The 276-nt window shown below is 37.7% G+C and carries 1 protein-coding gene; it reads left to right on the forward strand.

The window, feature by feature from the left end; all coding sequences use genetic code 11:
• The coding region (locus C1E99_RS00320; protein ID WP_238146166.1) for an integrase DNA-binding domain-containing protein at positions 1 to 276 on the forward strand (276 nt) is incomplete at both ends.

Consider the following 276-nt stretch of genomic DNA (forward strand, 5'->3'; position numbering starts at 1 on the left):
GAAGATACTTATACAAATATATAGATTCATTTGGAGAACCGCAATTTGTTTACTCGTGGAAACTTGTGGCTACAGACCGAGTACCAGCAGGAAAGCGTGATTGTATCTCACTTAGAGAGAAAATCGCAGAGTTACAGAAAGACATTCATGATGGTATTGATGTTGTAGGAAAGAAAATGACACTCTGCCAGCTTTACGCAAAACAGAACGCTCAAAGACCAAAGGTTAGAAAAAACACTGAAACTGGACGCAAATATCTTATGGATATTTTGAAGA

The organism is Streptococcus suis (assembly GCF_002964045.1).
Classification (GTDB): domain Bacteria; phylum Bacillota; class Bacilli; order Lactobacillales; family Streptococcaceae; genus Streptococcus; species Streptococcus suis_U.